This window comes from Tissierella sp. QWL-11 (genome assembly GCF_058683765.1).
In genome coordinates this window covers 2,398,470-2,417,166 of sequence record NZ_CM178750.1, presented here as the reverse complement: position 1 = coordinate 2,417,166, position 18,697 = coordinate 2,398,470, and the positions used below count along the sequence as shown (strand labels likewise).

Here is an 18,697-nt window from a genome sequence, read left to right as displayed (position 1 = left end):
GTGAATATAAAAAGACTCACTGTTTCAGCCATGTTTATTTCTTTAGGTGTGGTCCTTGGAAATTTAATATATATTCCAGTAGGAGTATCTAAATGTTTTCCAATCCAACATACAATAAATATATTATCAGCTATTATCCTTGGACCCTTTTATAGTACAAGCATTGCATTTTTAATTTCCTTAATTAGGAATATAATTGGTACTGGAAGCTTACTAGCCTTTCCTGGCAGTATGATAGGTGCCTTTTTAGCAGGCATAATATATAAGAAGACGAGAAATAATTATATGGTGGCTATTGGTGAAATTTTTGGTACTGGGATAATAGGAGGAATTGTAGCTTTTCCTATAGCAAAATATATAATGGGAAAGGAAGTATTGGCTTTATTCTTTGTATATCCCTTTATTTTAAGTTCAGTAGGTGGAGCTATAATAGCCCATATCCTTATTAAGGCCTTCCAAGGCATAAAAGGTAGGCAGCCAATATAATAAATCCTTTGACCGAGTGCTATTAGTAAAGCTATATCCAGAACAGAATGCAGAGATTCGTATTCCCAAACAAAGAAAAGGGAAAATATATGCCTATTGTAGCAAACATGGATTATGGAGTAGTGAGGATAAATAAAAACAAAATAAAATTAAGAAGGCTAAGTTTTTAGGTTAACTAAAACTTAGCCTTCTTAAATGATTCTAAAGAATTTTAAACTTGATACTTATATTTTTATTTAAAAAATTGAACCAATTATAATAATAGAGACAATAAAAGCAAGTAAAAATGTAGTGTTTTATTTTTAGAATATTTATGATATAATTCAAAATACAGTTAGATAATTATTTAACAAGGAGAGTAGCAATAGATTAAATCAAAATTTATAGAAAGAGTGATTGTATGAAAAGAAGAAATTTATTATATCTATTGATAGCTATAATTGGAATAATAGCTATTGGTTGTCAAAAAGAAGAATTTGTAAAGACAGAACCGAAAAATATTAAATTTTATTATCCAGATGGAACCCCTGCATTAACAGTGTCAAAACTTGCAAAGGAAAATCCTGATATATATGAGAATATAACAATAGATTATGAAATGCAAAAATCACCAGATTTATTGGTAACAAAAGTACTTAAAGAGGAAGCTGATATTGCAATTGTTCCATCTAATTTAGCTGCACAAGCTTTTAATAAAGATCTTAAATATACAGTATTAGGTACTTCTACATGGGGGGCTATGTATTTAACTAGTACAGAAGATATAAAGGATTTTGAAGAACTAAAGGGTAAAGAAATATATACCTTTGGCAAAGGACTTACTCCAGATTTAGTCCTTAGATATGTTCTTTCAAATAATGGAATTGAACCAGATAATGATGTAAAGATAACATATTTAAATAGTGCTCCAGAAATGGGACCTGCATTTTTAAGTGGAAAAACTAATTTAGCAGTTTTACCAGAACCATTATTAAGTGTTGTTATGACAAAAAAAGAAGATGCTAATATAGTGTTTGATTTAAATGAAGAATGGAGTAATGTAACTGGTGCTCAAAAAGGGTTCCCCCAATCAAGCCTAATAGTTAAAACAGATTTAATAGAGAAGGATAGAGAATTTGTAGAAAAATTTATAGAAAATTATGAAGCTAGTAGAAAATGGGCAATAGAAAATCAAGATGAATTGGCTGAATATGCTGAAGAGCTAGAGATTAGTGTTGCAAAAGATATAATAAATAAGGGGATTAGATGGACAAATCCTGAAGATTTCAATATCCAAGATAGCATTCTAGAATATGAAACTTATTATAAGGCTATTTTAGATTTTGCACCTGATTTTATAGGAGGAAAGATTCCAGGTGAAGAGCTATATTTTGAAAGATAGAAGATTATCTATAATTTCAAAGATATTTATAATTATTACATGGATATTATTATCTAAAATTGTAAATAACCAGGTTATAGTTCCTTCTATTAAGAGTACTTTTATTGCCATGATAAAGATAATTAAAGAACCTGATTTTTTGAATATGATTAAATATACATTATTTAGGACTTTATTTGGCCTGTTAATATCTTTGCTTTTAGCAATGGTAACAGGAATTTTATCAAGTATGTCTAAAATTATATATAATTTCATGCTTCCAATATTAAAATTTTTAAACTCAATACCTACTATTGCTATAATTGTACTTGCTTTAATATGGCTTAATAATGAGATTGTACCTATGTTTGTAGGTTTTGTGATGATTTTTCCAGTGTTATTTGAAACTATTTTTAATAGCATAATAAATGTAGATAAAAACATTATCCAAATGGCCCAATTATATAAAGTTGGTAAAATCACCATTTTAAAAAATATCTATATGCCCAGTATTTTATACAATCTAAGCTCTGTATTTAATAGTGTACTAGGTATTAATTTAAAGATGGTAATTGCAGGAGAAGTATTGGCGCAACCTAAATATGCCATTGGAAGCAATCTACAATTACAGAGGATGTATTTAAATACTTCAGGAGTTTTTGCCTGGATAGTAATAATACTTTTTATTGCATGGGTATTTGATTATATTGGAAAGGGAATAAAATATTCTCTAGGTATGAATAAATGGAAGTGATAATTTGAAGTATCAAATCAAAAATATAAATAAAAGTTATAATAATTTAAAGATATTGGAAGATATAAGCATTGATTTTGATGAGTACAAAACTACATGTATTTTAGGTGAATCAGGAGTAGGTAAGACCACTTTGTTAAATGTAATTACAGGAATAACAGATAAAGACTGTGGTGAAATAGTCGGATTTGAAGATGAGGACATTAGTTTTGTCTTTCAAGAGGATAGGCTTATTCAGTGGAAAAATGTAAAAGACAATCTAAGTTTTGTATTAGAAAAAAAGATGACTAAAGAAGAAATTGAAAAGACTATAGACAAATATTTGCAACTAATAAACTTAGAGGAATATAAATCTTATTTTCCTAAAGAACTTAGTGGAGGAATGAGACAGAGAATTAGTATTGTAAGAGCATTCGCATATCCATCAAATGTACTTATAATGGATGAACCTTTTAAATCACTAGATATTAACAATAAACAAATTGTAATTGAGTTATTTAAAAAACTTCGAATGCTTGAAAAAAAGACATGTATTTTAGTAACACATGATATAGAGGAAGCATTAACTTTAGGAGATAAGATTGTCATACTTTCTAATAAACCTACAAGGGTAAAGAAAGTCATTGACAACAGATTTATATTAGATAAGAATGAAGAAGAAAAGATTAGATTAAAAGAGTTAATAGAGAGTAAATTAATAGATTAAAGAGAAAATATACAGATAAATATAGTAAATAATAGAAGCATAAAAACCAGAGAAGAAAATTTGATAAAATTCTACTCTGGTTTTTGCATTAGTAATAAATCCTGTTGATTTCACTGCCAAATATTATGTGATATAATACAGGTGAATAAAAATATTTTTATAAAAAGTAAAAGGATGATATTGTGAAAAAACAAGTAAATTTTAAAGTGAAATCTAAATTTATAAATAAATATAAAAGTGGATATCCCCTAATATATAAATCTGCAATTTTAAATATAGACAAAAAAGAAAGAGAAGGAGCTATAGTAAACCTGGTAGATGAAAAGGGTGAATTTATAGCTAGAGGATATTATGGCATACAAAACAAAGGTGTTGGATGGGTACTTACTAGAAAAGAAAATGAAAACATAGATATAGAATTTTTTAAAAAGAAACTCATAGTAGCCCTAAATAAAAGGACAAAATTTTTTAATGATCCCTCTACTACTGCATTTAGAGTTTTTAATGGTGAAGGTGATGGGATAGGAGGCCTTATTATTGAATACTTTGATGGATACTATGTTATAAACTGGTATAGCAAAGGAATATATAAGTTTAGAGATGAAGTTATAAACTCACTTAAAACAATAGTAGAATTTAAAGGAATATATCAAAAGAAAAGATTTAGTGAAGATGGAAAGTATATAGAGCAAGATGATTTCATAATGGGACAAAGAGCGGAAGTTCCCATTATAGTAAAAGAAAGCGGAGTAAACCTGGCAATTTATTTAAATGAAGGTGCTATGGTTGGTGTGTTTCTAGATCAAAGGGAAGTTAGAAAAACCATTAGAGATAAATATTCAAAGAATAAATCTGTATTAAATACATTTTCATATACTGGTGTATTTTCAGTCTTTGCAAGTCTTGGTGGAGCTAAAACTACTACCAGTGTAGATCTTGCAAATAGAAGTTTACCAAAGACAAAAGAAATGTTTGACATAAATAATGTTAATTATGAAGACCAAGAAATTGCAGTTGATGATGTATTTAAATACTTCAAATATGCAGTAAAAAAGGGATTAAAGTTTGACTTAGTAATTTTAGATCCTCCTAGTTTTGCTAAAGCTAAAAACTTCATATTTAGTGCAGAAAAGGATTATAAAGATCTTCTAAAACAAGCTATAACAGTTACACAAGATAAAGGCACCATAGTAGCATCTACTAATTGTAGTAGTTTCAATATGGATAAATTTAAAGAGTTTATCAGAGATGCCTTTAAAGAATCCAACATAGGATATAAAATACTTGAAGAACACAGTCTTCCCGATGATTTTAAAACTATAAATGAGTTTAAAGAAGGAGATTATTTAAAGGTTGTATTTATTAAAAAACTATCTTAAATAATGGCTTTGATTTTATTACTTAAGAATATTATTAGGTCAAAAGAAAAGATTGAGATATAGGGGATGTATTTATTGAAAAAAGTAATTATTGCAGAAAAACCATCTGTGGCTAAAAATATAGCTGATGCTTTAAATATAAAGATAAGAAGAGATGGATATTTTGAAGGAGAAGATTACATAATCACATGGGCTTTTGGTCATTTGTTACAGTTGTTTGATGCGAAGGACTATGATGAAAATATGAAGTTTTGGAGACTTGAAAAGTTTCCCTTTATTCCAGGAAAATTTGAGTACAAAGTTAAACGTGATAACCTGGATAGAAAATCTGTAGACAGAGGTGCAGAAAAACAACTAAATATAATAAAAACTCTTATAGATAGAACTGATGTGGATGCGATTATATCAGCAACAGATTTTGATAGAGAAGGACAAGTTATAGGAGATGAATTATTTATATATTTTGATGAAAAGAAGCCTGTATTTAGGATGTTATTAAATGAATGGACTGAAGATGAAGTAAAAAAAGGTCTTGAAAACTTAAAACCTAATGAGGAAATGCAAACACTTCAAGATGCAGGTATTGGAAGACAATGGGCAGATTGGATTATAGGAATAAATTTAACTTCTGTAGCAACCTTAAGATATAAACCTAATGATAAGAAAATATTAAATATAGGCAGAGTTTTATTGCCCACATTAAAAATTATTTATGACAGGGATAAAGAAATAGAACTTTTTAAACCATCTACTTATTATAAATTAATAGGAAGTTTTAAAACAAAAAAAGATGAAGAATTTAAAGGAACTTATTATGAAAATGGCAGTGAAAAATTTGATGATAAAAAAATATTAGAAAATATAGTTAAAATTTTAAAGGGAAAAAATGTACAAATTATAGAAAAACAAATAGAGAAAAAGAGAGAATATGCACCCTTACTATTTAATCTATCAAACTTACAAGGACATATTACAAGTAAGTACAAAGGATGGACATCAGATAAAGTATTAAAAGTTGCCCAATCCCTCTATGAGAAAAAATTTATAACGTATCCTAGAACTGGAAGTGTTGCATTAGAAGAAAGTTTAAAAGAAAAGACAGAAAAGGTTTTAAATATATTAAAAGTTGGATTATCATATGAAAAACAAATTAAATTTAGTGACAGTAAAAGAATATTTGACAATGGAAAGGTAGAAGGACATAGTGCCATAGTTCCAACATATATGAAACCAAGCAAACTAAGTAAGGATGAAATCACTGTATATAATGCAATTAAAGATAGATTTATAATGCAGTTTTTACCTGTGGCTGAATATGAAGAAACTAAGCTGGTTTTAAAAGCAAATGATGATGAGATTAAAGGTATATTTATATCCAAGGGAAAGGTTCGAATATCCCTAGGGTGGCGTGTTGTTGAAAAAACAGAAGGTAAAGATACAATATTGCCAATGGTTTCAGAAAAAGAAATTGTAGATGTATTTGATAGCAATATAAGTAGTGTTACTAAAAGACCACCTAAACCACATATTGAAAAGACACTTTTGAGGATTATGGAGACTTGTGGTAAAAGCTTTAAAGAAGAGGATGAGGAAGACACAGAAGAAATGATGGAATCTATTTTAAGTGGTTTCTCTATTGGAACTCCTGCTACTAGAGCAGAAACTATTAAAAAATTAAAAGATGTAGGATATATTAAATCGAAGGGTAAAAGTCTTAGATGTACAGAACTTGGTAGGACTATAGTTGAAACTTTCCCATGCAAAGAATTGTTTGATTTAGAATACACTGGTAGATTAGAGAAGACACTATCTGATATAAAAAAAGATAAGTTTAAAAAAGAAGACTTCATAGATATGATTAAGGAATTTACCATAAATGCAGTAAATTCTATAAAAAATGATACTTCTATGCTAAGTACCTTTAAAGTTGAATTGGAAGAGGGGATGGAGAGCATAGGAAAATGTCCTACATGTGGGAATGATGTAGTAGAAAATGGAAAAAACTTTGGTTGTATTAATTGGAAGAATGGTTGTAAATTTACAATCTGGAAAGATGACAAATATATTCAGAGTTTTGGTAAAAAGGTCTCGAAGGAAATGGTAGAGTTATTACTTAAAAATGGGAAAGTTGGATTTAGAAATCTAAGGAGCAAAAAGGGAAGATTATTTTCTGCTTATTTTAAATATATATTTAATGAAAAAACTGGGTATTATAATTGGGAAATTGAATTTATATAAATATTATTTAATCTAGAGAGTGATTTTTATTAGATGCGGACAAAAAATAGTATGATGGTAAAAATGATTGAAAATCAATGGCATGAAATTTTAGACTATAAAGAATTAAAAAAGAGGGATTAATATGTTTTTTATATTTGGAATATCCACAAAAGAAAAAGAAATAGATTTTTCACAGACAATTGTTTGTGAAAGTTGTGGGTCTTATGGAAGATACCAGGCTTTTATCACTTATTCATATTTTAGTTTGTTTTTTATCCCCTTATTTAAATGGGATAAAAAATATTATATCAGAAGTACTTGTTGTGGTAGCCTTTATTCTATAAATAAGGATTTGGGACAAGATATTGAAAGAGGAGAAAGGACAAATATAAGTGAATCAGATCTTCACCCAATAAATATAAATCATCATAAATCTTGTTCAAATTGCAATTATCCTATAGAAGAAGACTTTGAATATTGTCCTAGATGTGGAGAAAAGTTATAAGAAAAGGTTCGAAAACTGTTGGCATTTATTTTTGCAACAGTTTTTTTATTGTTCTTGTGAATATATTTATTGAATATCGATAAATAAATATTGTAATTCAATCATGAATTGGATATAATATATAAAAGGAATTAATAAGAATAGGAGGAAAACATCATGAAATCTTGGAAAATAAATATATTTAGAATGTCTATTGTTTTAATTTCAATAATTATATTGTCTTTATTAGTATTTTGGATTCCTTATATAGCTAATTATTTTGAAAAAACAGCTCCAGAATATTCTCACATGAAGCTACCATTATTACTAGGTATATATCTTACGGGAATTCCATTTTTTATAGCTGTGTTTAATGTATTCAGACTTTTAAAACTAGTATCTAATGATGCAGTATTTACAATGAATTCTATAAATTATTTAAATATTATATCTAAATGCTGTATTGGGGAGATAGTGTTATATTCTTTAGGACTTATATATCTATATATTGAAAATGCAATGCAACCTGGAATAGTTTTGCTTAGCTTATTAATTATATTTGTTGCATTTATATTATATATATTTATAGAAATATTAAAAGAATTACTATTAAAAGCCGTCAAAATAAAAAACGAAAATGATCTTACGATATAGGGTGATGATATGAATATAAAAGTAAATATAGATATTATGTTGGTAAAAAGAGGTATGAGTGTTACAGAGTTATCTGAAAAAGTTGGAATAACTATGTCAAATATATCTATACTAAAAAATGGTAAGGCAAAAGCCATAAGATTTTCCACCTTAGCAGGAATATGTAAAGCATTGGACTGTCAACCTGGGGATATATTAGAGTATGTAGAAGAAGATCAATAGATTCAAATAGAAATGTCTTTTATTATATTAAATTTGATAGCTAGTATAATAGTGGAGGTTATATAATTGAAGCTAAATAAGGTCTATATAAAGTGGAAAAACAGAAGAATAAGTTGGGAATTTAAATTCATATTGACTTATTATATAGTTGTTTTAAGTATTTATTTTTTCCTAATCATGGGCATATTTTATTTGGTTTTCTACTCCTAATCATCCTCTACTCCAAATTTAGATTTATAATAATAAATTGCAAGTTGAGTTCTATCCCTTAGGGAAAGTTTATCTAACATAGTTGAGATATAATTTCTGATTGTGCCCTCACTTAAATAGAGCTTATTTGCAATTTCTTTATTATTCATACCATCAGCTAAAAGAATGAGAATATCCAATTCTTTACTTGACAGTTCTCCTTCAATGTCCTTTTCTCTATATTTTTTCATACTAGATACAATTTTACTGTCAAATACCATATTTCCTGAGTGCACTGCATTTATTGAAGGGATAATACTATCTATATTTTGTTTTAATATGTAGCCTCTACATCCAAGGGATAGGGCTTCTCTAATATATTCATCATCTTCAAATGTGGTAATAAGTAGCACCTTAGCATCATTATTTATTTTGAGTATCTCCCTAGTTGCATCTATTCCATCCATATCTTTCATTCTTATATCCATAAGAACAATATTAGGAGAAAGTTCTTTAAATAAATTTACAGCTTCTATTCCATTATGAGCTACTCCCAAAACTTTTATTCCACTTGCTTCTACAATTGTTTTTAGGGAATTTACCACTAAAGGGTCATCATCTACAATTATAATATTCATTTTATTCTCCTTTCATCATGGTTAAATGTATTCTAAATCCATTTTCAAATTTATAATTAAATAAACCATTATATTTATTTGCAGTCTCATTCATATAGTCAAGACCTATTCCTCTATTCTCAAATAAAGGTATTTTTTCTCCATTATCTTTTATAATTATTGAATAGAACTTTGGTTGACTAAATACACTTATATGAAGCTTTGTAGCATTTGAATGTTTAATTGTATTAGTCATAGCTTCTTTTATAACTGAAAGTATATCAAATTTTAGTTTATATTCTATGACTTCTTCAATATTATATAAAAGCTCCACATCTAGATTAGGCACTTCATCTATTAAGGCTTCTATCTTACTCTTTAAATCAAAAGACTCATCTCTAAGTCCTTGAAGGCTTTTTCTAATATCATTCATCCCATTATTTAAAGTTTCTTGTAGTAAATCAAGTGGGTCTTTTAAACTTTGGTCGGATACTACTTTTAAGGCCTTTACCTGTAAAATACTACTGCTAATAGCATGGCCTATTGAATCGTGGATTTCTCTTGCAATTCTATTTCTCTCTGTGAGAATCGCAATATGGATGTCTTTTTCTTTATCTATCTTTAATTGTTTATTGTATCTTTTAAGGTATATTGTATCTTCTTTTAAATTATCCCTTACATTTCTATTTTCTTTTAGCATATTATCTATTCTATAGTTAGATTGTGAAAAATATAGAGATAAAAGAGATAATATCAAAACTATAGGGGAGAAATCAATTAGCAATATTAATAAAGAAAGTATGCTAAAGGATTTAAAGTCCATATAGATATTGTAAAAAATAAGAGGAAAATAAAATAAAAATAAATTATCATAGAGAATAAGAACTATAAATACAAAATACAGAATTAGTCTATATTTTTTATGATTTAATAGGTCTAGAATAAATGAAAATACTACACTTATCAAAAAGTAATAGACTATATCTATACCTAAAAAAAGTTTATAGGTAGTATATAGAGAAAAGCTTATAATTATTGACTTTTCAATAAATCTTCTCATAGTATTTTCCTCCATTTTTTCATTCAATACAATTATATATTTAATTTAACTGAAATACAATATATGACATTTGTCATATAGGATAGTGACTATCCACACTACATACAAAAGGCGTTGGATGATAAAATATAATTAAATGGAAGGAGTGGTAAAATGATAGTTAAAGCGGATAATGTAGTTAAAAGATATAGAGAATTGATAGCCCTTGATCATTTTAATATGGAGGTAAGACAAGGTGAAATACTAGGACTATTAGGGCCAAATGGATGCGGAAAAACTACAGCAATAAACTGTATATTATCATTATTAAGTTTTGATAAGGGGGAAATAGAAATTTTTGGGAAGAAAATGACCCCTAATTCCTATGATATAAAAAAACAAATAGGAGTGGTGCCACAAGAGATTTCAGTTTTTGAAAACTTAACCGTAAGAGAAAATATAGATTATTTTTGTGGACTTTATATAAATGATAGTGAGACAAGGAAAAAATATGTGGAAGAAGCCATAGAATTTGTAGGTTTAAGGGATTATATAAAGTTTTATCCTAAGAAGTTAAGTGGGGGATTAAAAAGAAGATTAAATATTGCCTGTGGAATAGCCCATAAGCCGAAGTTGATTTTCTTAGATGAACCTACTGTAGCAGTAGATGCTCAAAGTAGAAACTTTATACTGGAAGGTATAAAAAAACTAAATAAAGAAGGTAGTACAATTATATATACAACTCACTATTTAGAAGAAGTGGAAATGCTTTGTAATAGAATAATTATTATGGATAAGGGAAAGAGCATTGTTTCTGGAACTAATGAAGAACTAAAGGCTATGATAACCACAACTGAAAAAATAGTAGTAGGCTTTTCGGAAATTAATAATGAAACCTTAGAAAAAATTAAACATATATCCCATGTAATAGCTATAGAAAAAGATGAAAATGATTATATCATTAAGTTTGAAAATAGAGTAAACAATCTATCTAACCTTTTAGACTTTATTAAAGAAAATGATTTAGTATATACAAAGCTTTATAGTCAGCTTCCTACACTAAATGATGTATTCTTAGAGCTTACAGGGAAGGAGTTAAGAGATTAATATGAAAAGCTTATTTAGGAACTGTATATATCAAGTAAAGAATATATTTAGAGATTGGAGTTTTTTCTTTTGGAATTTATTATATCCAATAATATTAGTAACATTTTTTTATACAGCCTTTAGTGGAATTACAAATGGCAAAATAGAAAATATCAATGTAGGAATAGAAAAGGGAAATCCAATAGAGTATGCTTTAGAAACTATAGATATTGTAAATGTAATGGAGACTTCTCAGGATGAGGCAAAGAAAAGTTTAAAAGATAAAGAAATAGACGGTTTTGTAGATAAAGATTTAAATATATTAGTAAATAGTTCAGGACTTAATCAGACTATAATAAAAGAGATAGTAGAACAAATAAAACAGATGAACGCACTTAATAAGCCAATAGAAAACTATGATTTTACAGCAGATTATATTGAAGGAAAGGATCAAAAATCCAATGGACTATTAGTTATTTTCTATTCTTTAATAGCAATGGTATCTACCTATGGAGTTTTTGCTGGCATTGAAACAGTAGTATTGGTTCAGGCTAATTTGACTAATATAGGTGCTAGAATTAACTTAACACCTTTAAAAAAGGAAAATTTCTTGTTGGCAGGAGTCATAGTAGCATTAGGATTTAATCTATTATCAAATGGAGCACTACTATTGTTTTTAGAGTTTGTTTTAAAAATGGATTTATTTACTGAATTAAAATATAGTTTGATTTTTATATTACTAGGAAATCTATTTGGAGTAGCTTTAGGAATATTTATTGGAGCATCTAATAAACAAAGCCCTAGTACTAAGATAATGATTTCAATAGGTATAACCTTATTTTTATCATTTCTATCAGGTATGATGTCTACAGATATAAAAAATATTTTAGACAAGCATGTTCCAATTCTAGGTAAGATAAATCCAATAGCCATAGTATCTAATAATTTATATAGAGTAAATCTTTTAGAAAATACTAAGGGAGCAGGAATGGGAATTTTTATTTTAGCTTTATATAGTGTAATTTTAATAATGGCATCCTATGTATTTTTAAGGAGGAGAAATTATGACAGTATATAAATATTTTTTAAGGGTGGCAGCAAAGCATAAAGTAGCAATATTAATTTATACCATTATATTTTTTATGCTGTCAATAATAAATGGAGTTAGTACAGAAAGAAAAGAAGTTCAGTTTGAAGGTACAAAGTTAAATATCGGAATAATTGATAATATGAATAGTGAACTATCTAAGGGGTTAATAGATTATTTAGGAGAAAAACATAATATTGTTGATACTATAGAAGATGAGGCTTATATAAAGGAGCAAATCTTTTTAGAAGTGTTAGATGGAGTAATTATAATACCAGAAGATTTTGATGAAAAAGTAGTTGATAAGGAAGAAAGTATAAAAGTTTATAAAGATGATAGAAAAGTAGGAGCTTCTTATTTATCTCAGCAAATAGAAAAGTTTCTCATATTTGTAAACGCAAGTAATGAAGGTGGAGAGTTAGATTTAGATAGTGTAAAAATAGCATTAAACGAAAAAGCAAATGTAAAAATCTTAGATGATAATGCTAAAGAAGGAAATATAGGAGCAAAAATATGGTTTAAGTATTATTATAATTTTACTAGCTATATTATAGTTGCCATTTATATTACAGTGATTGGACTAGTTATGATGGAATTTAAAGACGAAAAAATTGAAAATAGGATGAAAATATCATCTAAAAAATTTATTAAATATAATAGTGAAATATATTTAGGACAAATAACCTTAGGGATATTAATGACATCAATATTTATATTAGGTAGTATAGTGTTAAAAGGAAAGCATATAGGAGAAGTAGATTTCAGTAAATATTTAATTAATGTATCAGTATTTTCATTTTCAATCTTATGTTTTACATTTTTAATTAATAATCTATCTAGAAATAAATTTGTTGTAAGTGGAATAAGTACAGTGGCATCTCTGGGAACTTCAATGATTTCAGGAGTAATGGTTCCTCAAGAGCTTTTAGGAGAAAAGGTTTTAACCATAGCTAAATTTTTTCCAACCTATTATTATGTAAGGATAAATGAAATGGATGTTAATTCATTTTTAGATATGAGATATGAATTATCTATGCAATTATTATTTGGATTTGCTTTTTTATCCATGGGTCTGTACTTTTCAAAGATAAGGCAAAAAATATAAATTTCAGGGGAGGGTAATTGCCCCTGAAATTTATATTTAATATTTTTTTATTTTAGTATCTTGTTTTACAAGGTAGCATATGATATATTATACTTGATAAAATAATAGGGAGAGAAGCTCATGAATATACAGTTTAAAAAAGGCGTTTTAGAACTTTGTGTTCTTTCCTTGCTAGAAAGAAAAGATTTTTATGGTTATGAATTAGTTGAACATATTTCAAAGTTTATAGATATCTCTGAGGGAACAATATATCCTCTACTCAGGAAATTTAGAAATGAAGGGTATGTAAATAATTATTTGCAGGAGTCTCAGGAAGGGCCTCCAAGAAAATACTATAAATTAACAGATCGTGGCAAGGAAGTCTATGAAGATTTGGAAGTTGAGTGGGAAGGATTCGTAGATAGTGTAAACAATATTTTAAGAGGTGACATTGAATGAATAAAAATGAATATCTAGATCGATTAAAACAGCATCTACAAGGGTTTCCTCAAGATGAGATAGAAGATATATTATTTGACTATGAAGAACATTTTGATATAGGAGTATCTAAAGGAAAATCTGAAGAAGAAATATCAATAGAACTTGGGAATCCTAAAGATATAGCACAAAATTTCAAAAATAACTATAGCTCAAATAATTATAGTTATGAAAATCAAGATAGCTATAAAAACTACAATAAATATTATAAATCAAATAGTATTAGCAGAAAAATTTTACTTTCCATATTATTATTATTTTTTAATTTAATAGTAGTATTAGCACCTTATGTAGCTGTAGCTGGACTTTTGTTTAGTGGATATGTAATGGGAATTTCATTTATTGTTGCAGGGTTTTTCATATTGTTTGGATCGCCAATTAGCTTTTTTATCACCATATATTTACCACATATACTTACATCATTGTCCTTTAGTGTTGGTTTTATTGCTTTAGGTATACTTGTAATTATACCATTAGTTTATTTGTCAAAACGTTTTATAAAGCTTACAGCTAGTTATATGAATTGGAATATAAGATTAATCAATGGGGAGGAGACTAGGTAATGAATATGAAACGCTTAATATATACTTTAATAGGGGTTGTCTTAATTTCCTTTGGAATAGGTGCTTTATCCTTAAGATATAATGATGGTTTAAGATTTGAAAATATTAGATGGAATGATATTAAAATTAGTGAACATGAGAATATTAAAATAGATTCTAATGGAGTAAAAGTTAAAGATGAAGAGGACTATGTAAGCATTGACTGGAATGGAATAAATGTAGATGATGGCGATGACAAGGTATCCATTGGATGGGACGGAATAAAAGTAGACGATGGTGATGATAAGGTGTCCATCGGATGGGATGGTATTAAGATACAAGAGGGAGGCAAGTCAAGAGTTAGTATTGAAAATTGGTTTGATATTAATAAAAATTTAAAGAAGGTAATGATTGATGAAGAAAAATTGGTGAAAATAGATGGAATAAAAGATATAAATATATATTCTCCTTTTGTAGATGTAAAAATATCTCCTATGGATAGAGAGGATATTAAGATTAGATACTCAGGAAGTATGGAAGCAGATGTAGTTCCTGAACTTAAAATAAATGAAGTATCTGATGAAATAGAAATAAAAGTAGAAATTTCAAATAAAAATAGCTATACAATTAGACAAACTGATGTAATATTAGAAGTGTTTATTCCTGAAAACTATATTGGAAATCTGAGTATTGAAGGTTCCTCATCTGATATAGATATTAAAAATCTTGCAATAGAAAATCTCAATATATCTTCAAGCTCAGGCGATATTGATATTGAAAATATATCTGGAGAAAATTTGAATATCACATCTAGTTCAGGTTACATGGAGATAGAAGATTCTATGGGTGAGATGAATTTGCAGTCTAGTTCTGGAAATATTGAATTAGATAATAAAGAAAATACTGAGGATGTTAAAATAAATTCTAGCTCTGGAGATATTTCCATAGAGTTTGGAGGGAAATCTAATTATACAATAGAAGGTGAGTCTTATAGTGGTGAATTTAGATCCTCATTGCCTATAAGCATAGAAGAAGAAAATAATAATCGAAAGTTTGAAGCTTTAATAGGTTCTGGAGATAATACTATTGAAATAAATACATCATCTGGAGATATAAAACTTCTTAAAGATTAACAAGATAGGGTTTATTGTATGCAATTATTAAACTTGACAATAGAATAAGTCTGGTATATCATAGCAGTATATAACGGGTGCTCAAGTTATTGGGCTGAGAAGAAATGAAGATTTCTAACCGGTAACCTGATCTGGATAATGCCAGCGTAGGAACAAAAATATATTGATAAATCAATTGTATTTAATCCTCTTTGGCTGTGCTAGAGAGGATTTTTAATGCTTAAAAACCAAATTACAAGGAGAGATTATGATGAATGCAAGTGTAGCTATTCAAGTATTACCACGAGTTAATACAGATGAGGAAGTTGTAAAGATAGTAGATGAAGTAATAGCTTATATTAAATCTACAGGTTTACCTTGTTATGTAGGCCCATTTGAAACTGCTATTGAAGGAGAGTATGAACAGTTAATGGAGATTATAAAACAATGTCAATATATTGCCATTGAAGCAGGATGTCCATCTGTAATGAGCTATGTAAAGATTAACTTTAAACCAGAAGGCGGTGTCCTTACTATTGATCAAAAGGTTACAAAGCATCACCAATAAGTTATCGTCCTATACGCTTATAGTATTTATACTTATTATTTGGCAAATTCTATCTGCCACTGAGATAGTACCAAGTTATATGTTACCATCTCCCACAGATGTGATTAAAGCTTTTATATTAGATTTTCCCTTACTTATGCACCATGCAAAGATTACCTTATTAGAAGCTTTTTTGGGGCTAGGTATTGGGGTGATATTAGGATTTGTAGTTGCAGTTTTTATGGACAGGTTTGATTTCGTATATAGAGCTGTATATCCAATATTAGTCATTACTCAAACTGTACCTACTGTAGCTATAGCTCCTTTACTAGTTTTATGGCTGGGCTATGGTATGGCACCTAAGATAACTTTAATTGTTATTGTAACATTTTTTCCAATTACCATAGGACTGTTAGATGGGTTTAAATCTGCTGATTCTGATACTATAAAACTCTTACAATCTATGAATGCCTCAAAGGCACAAATATTTAAACATATTAAATTACCAAGCTCTATGTCGCATTTCTTTGCAGGACTTAGAATTTCTGCATCTTATTCAATTGTAGGTGCTGTGATTTCTGAGTGGCTAGGTGGATTTAGTGGACTTGGAGTGTATATGACTAGAGTAAAAAAATCTTATTCTTTTGACAAGATGTTTGCAGTAATTTTATTTATATCTATCATCAGTTTATTATTGATGAATGGAGTAACAGTTTTACAAAAGATTAGCATGCCATGGACAAAGGAAGAAAAAAATTTAAAATAGACATAGGAGAATGAACATGAAAAAACGATCAATAATTTTACTTTGTATATTGTCATTAGCCATGATTATGACAGCTTGTACTCAAGGAAATGAAAGTGAAACCGGAAAAGAAAATGAAAAAATAACTGTAGTTCTAGATTGGACACCTAATACTAATCATACAGGATTATATGTAGCAATGGAAAAAGGATACTTTGAAGAACAAGGTTTAGATGTAGAGATTATTCAACCACCAGAAGATGGAGCAACAGCTTTAGTAGCCTCAGGGAAGGCACAATTTGGAATTGATTTTCAAGATACTATAGCTCCAGCATTTTCAAACGAATCTCCTCTTCCAGTATCAGCAGTAGCTGGATTAGTTCAACATAATACATCAGGTATAATATCCTTAAAAGGAAATGGAATAGATACTCCCAAGGGAATGAGTGGAAAAGTTTATGCAACATGGGATTTACCTATTGAAAAGGCAATTATAAAATCAGTAGTAGAAGCTGATGGAGGAGATTATGACTCTATAGAGATGATTCCAAGTACTGTAACAGATGTAGTAACTGCACTTAATACAGATATAGATGCAGTTTGGGTCTTTTATGCTTGGGATGGAATAGCAACTAAAGTCAAAGGACTAGATACAGATTATTTTGCATTTAAAGATATTCAACCAGTATTAGACTATTATAGTCCAATTTTAATCTCAAATAATGAATATCTTGAAAATAATGAAGAGCAAGCAAAGGTATTTTTACAAGCAGTAGCAAATGGATATGAATACGCAATAGAAAATCCTGAAGATGCAGCTGATATACTTGTTAAGTTAAATCCAGAATTAGATAGAGAATTAATAGTAGAAAGTCAAAAATGGCTTTCCAATGAGTATAAAGCAGAAGTAGATAGATGGGGTTATATAGACCCAGAGAGATGGGATGGTTTTTATGCTTGGCTATTTGAAAACAATCTAATTGAAAAAGAAATAGAAAAAGGATTTGGATTTACAAATGAATATCTTCCTGAATAATAAGAGTCAAGAAGTGAACAGGAGTAAAAAATGAAAAAACTCAGTGCAGAAAATATATCAAAATCTTTTGATGGAAAAGATATTATAAAAGATGTTTCACTAGAGGTATATGAAGGTGAAATTGTATGTTTGCTTGGAGTTAGTGGAGTGGGGAAGACTACACTTTTTAATATATTAGCAGGTCTATCTGTTCCAGATAAAGGCAAAGTTTTTTTAGAGGATAAGGATATCACAGGAAAGGCTGGCTATATTAGTTACATGCTGCAAAAAGACTTATTAATGCCCTATAAGACTGTTATAGACAATGTGGCTTTACCTCTTATTATAAAGGGAGAAGATAAAAAGCAAGCTAAACTTAAGGCAGAAGAGCACTTTAAAATATTTGGAATTGATGGAACACAAAAGATGTATCCCCATGAACTATCAGGTGGTATGAGACAGAGGGCAGCCCTACTTAGGACTTATCTTTTTTCTCATGAAGTAGCTTTGCTAGATGAACCTTTTAGTGCACTAGATACTATAACTAAAGGGAAAATGCATAATTGGTATTTAAATATAATGGAGAAGATTAAATTATCAACCCTTTTTATTACCCATGATATAGATGAAGCTATTTTGCTATCCAATAGAATTTACATGATGACAGGATCTCCTGGAATGATAACTAAAGAAATAAAAATAGAACATCCTCAACCAAGGGGAGAAGAATTTTTATTAAGTAGTGAATTTATTTCATATAAGAGACAAATTTTAAATATACTACATGAAAATTAGATGTATGTCTTATAAATTCTCTTAGATTAATTAATATATGAACTTTTTAATGATATAATGATTGTATAAGAAATTA

Annotated in this window: 21 protein-coding genes and 1 riboswitch; of the genes, 19 read left to right on the top strand and 2 right to left on the bottom strand. The window is 28.4% G+C overall.

Annotated features, from left to right (window positions below; all coding sequences use genetic code 11):
- The 9 genes from thiW (at position 1) to AC4PG3_RS12005 (ending at position 8,265) form a co-directional block, all read left to right on the top strand.
- On the top strand, positions 1–486 hold the full coding sequence (gene thiW / locus AC4PG3_RS12045) for an energy coupling factor transporter S component ThiW (protein ID WP_492196870.1): 486 nt from the start codon (positions 1–3) through the stop codon (positions 484–486).
- A gap of 400 nt (positions 487–886) precedes the next feature.
- Positions 887–1,867, top strand: a complete 981-nt coding sequence (locus AC4PG3_RS12040) for an ABC transporter substrate-binding protein (RefSeq protein WP_492196869.1) — start codon at positions 887–889, stop codon at positions 1,865–1,867.
- A complete protein-coding gene (locus AC4PG3_RS12035; protein WP_492196868.1) occupies positions 1,842–2,600 on the top strand; it encodes an ABC transporter permease in 759 nt (252 codons plus the stop codon). Before AC4PG3_RS12040 ends, AC4PG3_RS12035 begins: the two co-directional genes overlap by 26 nt.
- Before the next feature lie 4 nt (positions 2,601–2,604).
- Positions 2,605–3,306, top strand: coding sequence for an ABC transporter ATP-binding protein (locus AC4PG3_RS12030; RefSeq protein ID WP_492196867.1), 702 nt, complete (start codon positions 2,605–2,607; stop codon positions 3,304–3,306).
- A gap of 182 nt (positions 3,307–3,488) precedes the next feature.
- Entirely contained in the window at positions 3,489–4,685 is a 1,197-nt protein-coding gene (locus tag AC4PG3_RS12025; RefSeq protein ID WP_492196866.1) for a class I SAM-dependent rRNA methyltransferase, read from the top strand.
- Between the two features lie 75 nt (positions 4,686–4,760).
- Positions 4,761–6,923, top strand: a complete 2,163-nt coding sequence (locus AC4PG3_RS12020) for a type IA DNA topoisomerase (protein WP_492196865.1) — start codon at positions 4,761–4,763, stop codon at positions 6,921–6,923.
- A 124-nt stretch (positions 6,924–7,047) separates the two neighbouring features.
- Entirely contained in the window at positions 7,048–7,410 is a 363-nt protein-coding gene (locus AC4PG3_RS12015; RefSeq protein WP_492196864.1) for a zinc ribbon domain-containing protein, read from the top strand.
- 156 nt (positions 7,411–7,566) lie between these two features.
- Positions 7,567–8,043, top strand: a complete 477-nt coding sequence (locus AC4PG3_RS12010; protein WP_492196863.1) for a DUF2975 domain-containing protein — start codon at positions 7,567–7,569, stop codon at positions 8,041–8,043.
- A 9-nt stretch (positions 8,044–8,052) separates the two neighbouring features.
- Positions 8,053–8,265, top strand: a complete 213-nt coding sequence (locus tag AC4PG3_RS12005) for a helix-turn-helix domain-containing protein (RefSeq protein ID WP_492196862.1) — start codon at positions 8,053–8,055, stop codon at positions 8,263–8,265.
- A 206-nt stretch (positions 8,266–8,471) separates the two neighbouring features.
- Here AC4PG3_RS12005 and AC4PG3_RS12000 read toward each other — a convergent pair whose 3' ends face one another.
- Positions 8,472–9,092, bottom strand: a complete 621-nt coding sequence (locus AC4PG3_RS12000) for a response regulator transcription factor (RefSeq protein ID WP_492196861.1) — start codon at positions 9,090–9,092, stop codon at positions 8,472–8,474.
- A 1-nt stretch (position 9,093) separates the two neighbouring features.
- Positions 9,094–10,131 carry a sensor histidine kinase gene (locus AC4PG3_RS11995; protein ID WP_492196860.1) on the bottom strand — a complete coding sequence of 346 codons (1,038 nt, stop codon included), beginning with the start codon at positions 10,129–10,131 and terminating at the stop codon, positions 9,094–9,096.
- Positions 10,132–10,284: 153 nt separating this feature from the next.
- Between AC4PG3_RS11995 and AC4PG3_RS11990 the strand changes: the two genes are divergently transcribed.
- The 10 genes from AC4PG3_RS11990 (at position 10,285) to AC4PG3_RS11945 (ending at position 18,621) form a co-directional block, all read left to right on the top strand.
- A complete protein-coding gene (locus AC4PG3_RS11990) occupies positions 10,285–11,217 on the top strand; it encodes an ABC transporter ATP-binding protein (protein ID WP_492196859.1) in 933 nt (310 codons plus the stop codon).
- Position 11,218: 1 nt separating this feature from the next.
- The gene (locus AC4PG3_RS11985) at positions 11,219–12,274 is read left to right on the top strand and encodes an ABC transporter permease (protein ID WP_492196858.1); all 1,056 of its coding nucleotides are present in this window, start codon (positions 11,219–11,221) and stop codon (positions 12,272–12,274) included.
- Complete coding sequence (locus AC4PG3_RS11980) at positions 12,261–13,388, top strand: ABC transporter permease (protein ID WP_492196857.1); 1,128 nt, start codon at positions 12,261–12,263, stop codon at positions 13,386–13,388. The genes AC4PG3_RS11985 and AC4PG3_RS11980 overlap by 14 nt, the downstream gene beginning before the upstream one ends.
- A gap of 120 nt (positions 13,389–13,508) precedes the next feature.
- Complete coding sequence (locus tag AC4PG3_RS11975; RefSeq protein WP_492196856.1) at positions 13,509–13,826, top strand: PadR family transcriptional regulator; 318 nt, start codon at positions 13,509–13,511, stop codon at positions 13,824–13,826.
- Positions 13,823–14,428: an HAAS signaling domain-containing protein gene (locus AC4PG3_RS11970; RefSeq protein WP_492196855.1), complete on the top strand. Its 606-nt coding sequence runs from the start codon at positions 13,823–13,825 to the stop codon at positions 14,426–14,428. Before AC4PG3_RS11975 ends, AC4PG3_RS11970 begins: the two co-directional genes overlap by 4 nt.
- Entirely contained in the window at positions 14,428–15,540 is a 1,113-nt protein-coding gene (locus AC4PG3_RS11965) for a DUF4097 family beta strand repeat-containing protein (RefSeq protein ID WP_492196854.1), read from the top strand. Before AC4PG3_RS11970 ends, AC4PG3_RS11965 begins: the two co-directional genes overlap by 1 nt.
- A gap of 63 nt (positions 15,541–15,603) precedes the next feature.
- Positions 15,604–15,710, top strand: a riboswitch (TPP riboswitch).
- A gap of 80 nt (positions 15,711–15,790) precedes the next feature.
- The gene (locus AC4PG3_RS11960) at positions 15,791–16,087 is read left to right on the top strand and encodes a thiamine-binding protein (protein WP_492196853.1); all 297 of its coding nucleotides are present in this window, start codon (positions 15,791–15,793) and stop codon (positions 16,085–16,087) included.
- Positions 16,056–16,832 carry an ABC transporter permease gene (locus AC4PG3_RS11955; RefSeq protein ID WP_492196852.1) on the top strand — a complete coding sequence of 259 codons (777 nt, stop codon included), beginning with the start codon at positions 16,056–16,058 and terminating at the stop codon, positions 16,830–16,832. Before AC4PG3_RS11960 ends, AC4PG3_RS11955 begins: the two co-directional genes overlap by 32 nt.
- A 16-nt stretch (positions 16,833–16,848) precedes the next feature.
- Positions 16,849–17,847, top strand: coding sequence for an ABC transporter substrate-binding protein (locus AC4PG3_RS11950; protein WP_492196851.1), 999 nt, complete (start codon positions 16,849–16,851; stop codon positions 17,845–17,847).
- 30 nt (positions 17,848–17,877) lie between these two features.
- Positions 17,878–18,621 carry an ABC transporter ATP-binding protein gene (locus tag AC4PG3_RS11945; protein WP_492196850.1) on the top strand — a complete coding sequence of 248 codons (744 nt, stop codon included), beginning with the start codon at positions 17,878–17,880 and terminating at the stop codon, positions 18,619–18,621.
- Positions 18,622–18,697: the final 76 nt, after the last annotated feature.